The sequence below is a fragment of the Heyndrickxia camelliae genome, assembly GCF_002844575.1.
GTDB classification, from domain to species: domain Bacteria; phylum Bacillota; class Bacilli; order Bacillales; family Bacillaceae_C; genus Margalitia; species Margalitia camelliae.
Genome location: NZ_PIQO01000027.1, coordinates 45,847 through 52,206, shown reverse-complemented (window position 1 = coordinate 52,206; position 6,360 = coordinate 45,847). Strand labels below are relative to the sequence as shown.

4 protein-coding genes and 1 riboswitch are annotated in these 6,360 nt (G+C 35.3%); all 4 genes read left to right on the top strand.

The features are described from left to right. The first annotated feature begins 186 nt into the window (after positions 1 to 186). The 4 genes from CWO92_RS22445 to CWO92_RS22430 all read left to right on the top strand — a co-directional run bounded on the left by CWO92_RS22445 (position 187) and on the right by CWO92_RS22430 (position 6,360). Positions 187 to 2,391, top strand: a complete 2,205-nt coding sequence (locus CWO92_RS22445; RefSeq protein ID WP_101356435.1) for a heavy metal translocating P-type ATPase — start codon at positions 187 to 189, stop codon at positions 2,389 to 2,391. A 216-nt stretch (positions 2,392 to 2,607) separates the two neighbouring features. Next, complete coding sequence (trxA, locus tag CWO92_RS22440; RefSeq protein ID WP_101356434.1) at positions 2,608 to 2,922, top strand: thioredoxin; 315 nt, start codon at positions 2,608 to 2,610, stop codon at positions 2,920 to 2,922. A 57-nt stretch (positions 2,923 to 2,979) separates the two neighbouring features. Further along, complete coding sequence (gene uvrC / locus CWO92_RS22435; RefSeq protein ID WP_101356433.1) at positions 2,980 to 4,752, top strand: excinuclease ABC subunit UvrC; 1,773 nt, start codon at positions 2,980 to 2,982, stop codon at positions 4,750 to 4,752. Between the two features lie 65 nt (positions 4,753 to 4,817). Continuing rightward, a riboswitch (Lysine riboswitch) is annotated at positions 4,818 to 5,002 on the top strand. 125 nt (positions 5,003 to 5,127) lie between these two features. Then, entirely contained in the window at positions 5,128 to 6,360 is a 1,233-nt protein-coding gene (locus tag CWO92_RS22430; RefSeq protein ID WP_101356432.1) for an aspartate kinase, read from the top strand.

Below are 6,360 nucleotides of genomic sequence, written 5' to 3'. Positions count from 1 at the left end.
TTTGAAGCTAGTTATGTCCCAGCCTCTTTTTATTTAATATATTTCTGATTAGTGCATGCAGATTATTTCCTTCTTCTCCTAGCAATAAGTTAATATTCATGAATCATTTTCAAGCATCAGTTCTACCTGGAAAATCTTTTAATAAACTATTTATTAATAATGGACGAAAAGAAGCTGGTGATAAGTATGATTGAAACAATACATCTCGACATAAAGGGAATGTATTGCAGTGCTTGTTCGGGAAGAATTGAAAAGTCTGTATTAAAACTGGACGGAGTCTTCGATGCTAACGTAAATATGGCTACTGAAAGAGGAAGAATAGTATACGACTCGGAAACTATCAATAAAAGCATGATACTTGAAAGGATCAATAAATTAGGCTATATTCCAAGTTTAATCACACAAAAAGGAATAAATGAAGACAAAAAAGATGCTGAAATTAATTATTTAACATGGAAAGTAATTTTTTCTATTCTTTTTGCCTTCCCTTTAGTTTTAACAATGTTTGTACAAGCTGATTGGATAAAGGTAGATTTGCCAAGTATTTTTTTAAATCCGTGGTTTCAGCTGGCATTAGCCACACCAGTTCAATTTATTATTGCCTTTCCTTTTTATGAAGGTGCTTGGAATTCTATAAAAAATAGAGGGACAACCATGGATGTACTCGTAGTCATTAGTACAACCTCTGCTTATTTTTACAGTCATTATCTTACGGTTCGTTCATTAAATATGGATTTTAAAGACCATCCCATTCATCTTCATTTTGAAACAAGTGTATTGATTATTACATTTGTTTTAATTGGAAAATGGGTGGAGGCAAAAACAAAAAGAAAGACATTAGATGCCATTGATTCCTTAAATAAATTTAAAGTAAATACAGCAATAATTTTAGAAAATGGTAATGAGGTTCGCAAAATCATAAAAGATATCGTTCCGGGTGATATTATTTTATCTAGGCCAGGAGAAAGAATTCCAATTGACGGTGAAGTGATAACTGGTCAGACGATGATAAATGAATCGATGATTTCCGGGGAAAGTATTCCAGTCGAAAAGAAATACGGAGATAAGGTATACGCAGGAACAGTAAATCTGAATAGCGTGATTCAAATTAAATCAATAAAAAAACATTCCGAAACCGTTTTATCGAAAATCATCGATATAGTACAAGATGCACAATTATCTAAGCCACCTATTCAAGAAATTGCTGACCGTTTCACTTCCATCTTTGTACCAATTGTACTGGTGCTTGGATTTATCACTTTTATGCTGTGGTATTTTATACTGGATCCAGGTATCCTTAGCGCAGCGCTGGAGAAGACGATAGCTGTGCTGATCATTTCCTGTCCCTGTGCATTAGGCTTAGCTACACCAATGTCTATTATGGTTGGGAGTGGACAGGCGGCAAAGCTTGGAATCCTTATTAAAGAAGGAAAGATGATTGAACTTCTAAGTAAAAATAATATTGTTGTCCTAGATAAAACAGGAACTATTACGGTGGGCAAGCCGCAAGTCACAGATATATTGGTGAGAAATATGGATTCCACCTTATTTTTACAGCTTGTCGGTTCTATCGAAAAGGGAGCCAATCATCCAATTGGCAATTCCATCGCAGAAGCAATTGAAAAAAAGATCTCCGATATACCATTGGCAGAAAGAATTGAAGTAATGTTCGGATATGGTGTACAAGGTGTTGTCATGAATAGAACAATAAAAATCGCCAATGTTCATTATTTTAAAAAACATCAAAAGGCAAAGTATAATCCATACTTTGAGCACGCAAAAAAATTAGAACAAGAAGGAAAGTCGGTGATGCTTGTTTCTATTGATGATGGTATACATGGAATAATTGCTGTAAGAGATGAAATAAAAAAATCTTCTGCCAAGGCAATATACCGTCTAAAACGTTTAGGGTTTAACCTTGTCATGCTATCAGGGGATAATCCAATTACAACGAAAAACGTTGCTCAAAAAGTGGGGATAAAAAATTTTGAGGCAGAGTTTTCTCCTCAGAAGAAAGCGGATTGGATAAAAGCCGCACAAAAATCTGGTAACCACATAATCATGGTAGGAGATGGCATTAATGATGCTCCAGCACTATCAGTGGCAGATGTTGGGGTTGCCTTAGGGACAGGGACTGATATAGCGGTGGAGACAGGTGATGTCGCTATTTTAAATGGCGATTTAAATAGTGTAGTGGATGCCATAGAAATCAGCAAAAAAACATTGAGAAATATTAAGCAAAATTTTTCTTGGGCATTTATATATAATATTATTTGTATTCCACTAGCTGCACTTGGGATATTATCTCCTTGGTTCGCTAGTGCGGCAATGGCATTTAGCTCTGTCTCTGTAGTATTAAATTCGCTCCGATTAAAAAAGATACCTTTATAAGTGGTTGTGTTTCATGCATAACGTAAAAATGGGTCGGGAATTTTAATAAAGAATGTTGCTTTTTTATAGCGTTACTTATCTAAATACAATTCAGAGTATTAATAAGTTTTATCTACAAAATAATAGGAAAGAGGCCTTAACCGAAACTTTTCATTAGCATGATTAAGATTAGGATGGTATACTTTCTTTAAAGTTAATATTAGGAGGCAAGTGATTATGGCAATTACACATGTAACAGATGCAAACTTTGCTGCCGAAACAGGCCAAGGTTTAGTATTAGTAGATTTTTGGGCAACTTGGTGCGGCCCTTGTAAAATGATTGCACCTGTATTGGAAGAAATAGATGGTGAGTTAGGCGATAAAGTAAAAATCGCTAAATTAGATGTAGATGAAAATCAAGAAACGGCAAGTAAATATGGTGTAATGAGTATTCCGACGCTTATTTTAATGAAAGACGGAAAAGAAGTTGATAAAGTAATCGGTTATCAACCAAAAGAAGCATTAGTGGAGTTCATTAATAAACATGCTTAATCAATAAGTAAAAGAAATCCGAGTCCTATGACTCGGATTTTTTGAAAGGTGAAAGACATGAATGAAATGATCAAAAATAAGCTTGCCCTCCTACCGGACCAACCAGGATGCTATTTAATGAAGGATCGCCAAGGGACCATCATTTATGTGGGAAAAGCGAAGATCCTAAAGAATCGGGTTAGATCATACTTCACAGGTTCGCATGATGGAAAAACACAAAGATTAGTAAGTGAAATTGAGGATTTTGAATATATTGTAACTTCTTCGAACATAGAAGCATTGCTACTTGAAATAAATCTCATCAAGAAACATGATCCAAAGTATAATGTCATGTTAAAAGATGATAAAAGTTATCCATACATTAAACTAACCAATGAACGACATCCCCGTTTGATAACTACAAGAAAAGTGAAAAAAGATAAAGGTAAATATTTTGGTCCATATCCAAATGTACAGGCTGCAAATGAAACAAAAAAACTGCTAGATAGAATTTACCCATTGCGGAAATGCTCAACACTCCCAGATCGAGTTTGCTTATATTATCATTTAGGACAGTGTCTTGCTCCCTGTGTAAATGAGGTAAAAGAAGAAACCTATCAGCAGATGGTCGATGATATAACTAAATTTCTAAACGGCGGTTACCGAGAAATAAAGATAGAGCTAACAAAAAAAATGGAGCAGGCTGCTGAAAACCTAGAATTTGAAAGAGCAAAAGAGTTCCGTGATCAAATTACGCATATAGAAACAACCATGGAAAAACAAAAAATTACGATGACTGATTTTACAGACAGAGATGTATTTGGCTATTCCGTTGATAAAGGCTGGATGTGTGTTCAAGTCTTTTTTATCAGGCAAGGCAAGTTAATAGAAAGGGATGTTTCTCTATTTCCAACTTATGATGAACCAGAAGAAGAATTCTTAACCTTTATGGGGCAATTTTATTCTCTTTCAAATCACTTTAAACCGAAGGAAATCCTAATTCCAAAAGAAGTAGATAAAGAGCTTGCGGAACAATTATTAGAAGTGAAGATTATTCAGCCCAAAATTGGTCCCAAAAAAGATTTAGTTAAATTAGCAGAAAAAAACGCAGCTATTGCTCTAAAAGAAAAATTTGCATTAATTGAAAAGGATGAGGAAAGAACAATAAAAGCAGTTGAATCACTAGGTGGCGTAATGGGTATATATACACCTTATCGAATAGAAGCATTTGATAACTCGAATATACAAGGTACAGATCCTGTTTCCGCCATGGTTGTTTTTATTGATGGAAAGCCTGAAAAAAAAGAATACCGAAAATATAAAATAAAAACGGTAAAAGGGCCAGATGATTATGAGTCCATGCGCGAAGTGATTAGAAGAAGATACTCAAGGGTATTAAAGGAAGGGTTGCCGTTAGCGGATTTGATTATTATTGATGGCGGAAAAGGACAGATAGAAGCCGCAAAGGATATATTAGAAAATGAGCTTGGACTAGATATACCAGTTGCTGGCCTCGCAAAAGATGATAAGCATAAAACATCACAACTGTTATATGGGAATCCACTGGAAATTATTCCGTTAGGGAGAAATAGTCAAGAATTTTATTTACTGCAAAGAATTCAGGATGAGGTTCACCGATTTGCTATCACTTTCCACCGCCAACTCAGAGGCAAGTCCGCTTTTCAATCATCACTCGATGATATCCCAGGTATAGGGGAGAAACGAAAAAAACAGCTTTTACGTCATTTTGGATCTCTGAAAAAGATGAAAGAGGCTGATGTTGAAGAATTTATAGAAATTGGAATCCCGCGAAATATAGCGGAAGTTTTGAAAGAAAGACTGGAAAATTAGTATAGTCAAAATATAATTGATATGGTATAATTTTAAAAAATTGAATCATTTATCACCTTCATAATAAAAGTGATAGAGGAGCAAAACTTATTAGTAAGAGCTTGGAGAAAAATGAGTTTCAATGAAAAGCTACGAAAGGAAGTTTTGCCGAAGTGGAAATAGACTCATTTTCTGTTTCTGCTGGTTCTGCATTGAATAAGTGTAGGATTGTCAAGGTGTATGATAAACATCTTGGAGAGCTATCTCGCAGTTGTGATTGTCGTATTTTTACGTTTTCACTAGAGCATTGAGATATCTTTCTCATTGCTCTTTTTTTATCTCTGCGTAGAAAGCGAGTATTCGTTTCAGATAATAATTGGAAAGCAGGCGAAAAGATTGGGTCTAGTTGTACAAAAATTTGGTGGGACTTCTGTCGGAACAATTGAAAGAATTAAAAATACGGCAAAAAGAGTAATTGCAGAAAAGAAAAAAGGAAATGACGTAATCGTCGTTGTATCCGCAATGGGGAAAACTACTGATCAGTTAGTTTCCCTCGCTAAAGAGTTATCTCCATATCCAAGTAAGCGAGAGATGGATATGCTTCTATCAACAGGAGAGCAAGTAACGATTTCTTTATTAGCTATTGCACTGGCAGAGGCAGGCTATGAGGCTATTTCTTTGACTGGCTGGCAGGCAGGAATCTTAACAGAAAATGTACATAGCAATGCTAGAATTTTAAATATTGATCAAATGAGAATACAACAATATTTAAAGGAAAATCGAATTGTTGTAGTTGCGGGTTTTCAAGGTATAAACGATCATAACGAAATTACTACTTTAGGTAGAGGCGGATCCGATACTACTGCAGTAGCGTTGGCAGCCGCACTACATGCGGATAAATGTATGATTTACACAGATGTTACAGGAGTGTTTACATCTGACCCGCGATATATTCCATCTGCAAGAAAACTAAGTGCTATATCGTATGATGAAATGTTAGAGTTGGCAAATCTTGGGGCTGGTGTACTTCATTCGAGAGCCGTAGAATTTGCAAAAAATTATAAGGTGCCGTTGGAAGTATGTTCTAGCATGGAAGAGGAATCTGGAACGATAATTGAGGAGGAAGTTCAAGTGGAAAAAGGCCTAGTTGTCCGTGGAGTAGCATTTGAAGATGAAATCACAAGAATAACCGTATTTGGTTTAAAGAACAAAATAACAAATTTATCTGGAATTTTCACTTCTTTAGCCAATAACAATATAGATGTAGATATTATTATTCAAAATCATACTGTTGGGGAGAATCCATATTTATCATTTACCATCAAGCACGAAGATTTAAGGGACACAACTCAATTACTAGAAGCAAAGCAAGGAGAACTTGGCTTTGATCACTTTGAATATGAATCCGGTCTTGCAAAGGTGTCAATCATCGGTTCTGGAATGATTTCAAATCCAGGAGTAGCGGCAAAAATGTTTGACTGTTTAACTAGGAATGATATTCAGATAAAAATGGTCAGTACATCTGAAATAAAAGTCTCTACTGTTATTGAGGAATCTCATATGATAAAAGCAGCGCAAAGCTTGCATACAACATTCGAATTAGATGTTGTAGAGCAGGGAGTTAGCTAA

Excerpts from the sequence above, each read along its gene's own strand:
- trxA (WP_101356434.1), top strand. The coding sequence starts at position 2,608 with ATGGCAATTACACATGTAACAGATGCAAACTTTGCTGCCGAAACAGGC.
- uvrC (WP_101356433.1), top strand. The coding sequence starts at position 2,980 with ATGAATGAAATGATCAAAAATAAGCTTGCCCTCCTACCGGACCAACCA.
- CWO92_RS22445 (WP_101356435.1), top strand. The coding sequence starts at position 187 with ATGATTGAAACAATACATCTCGACATAAAGGGAATGTATTGCAGTGCT.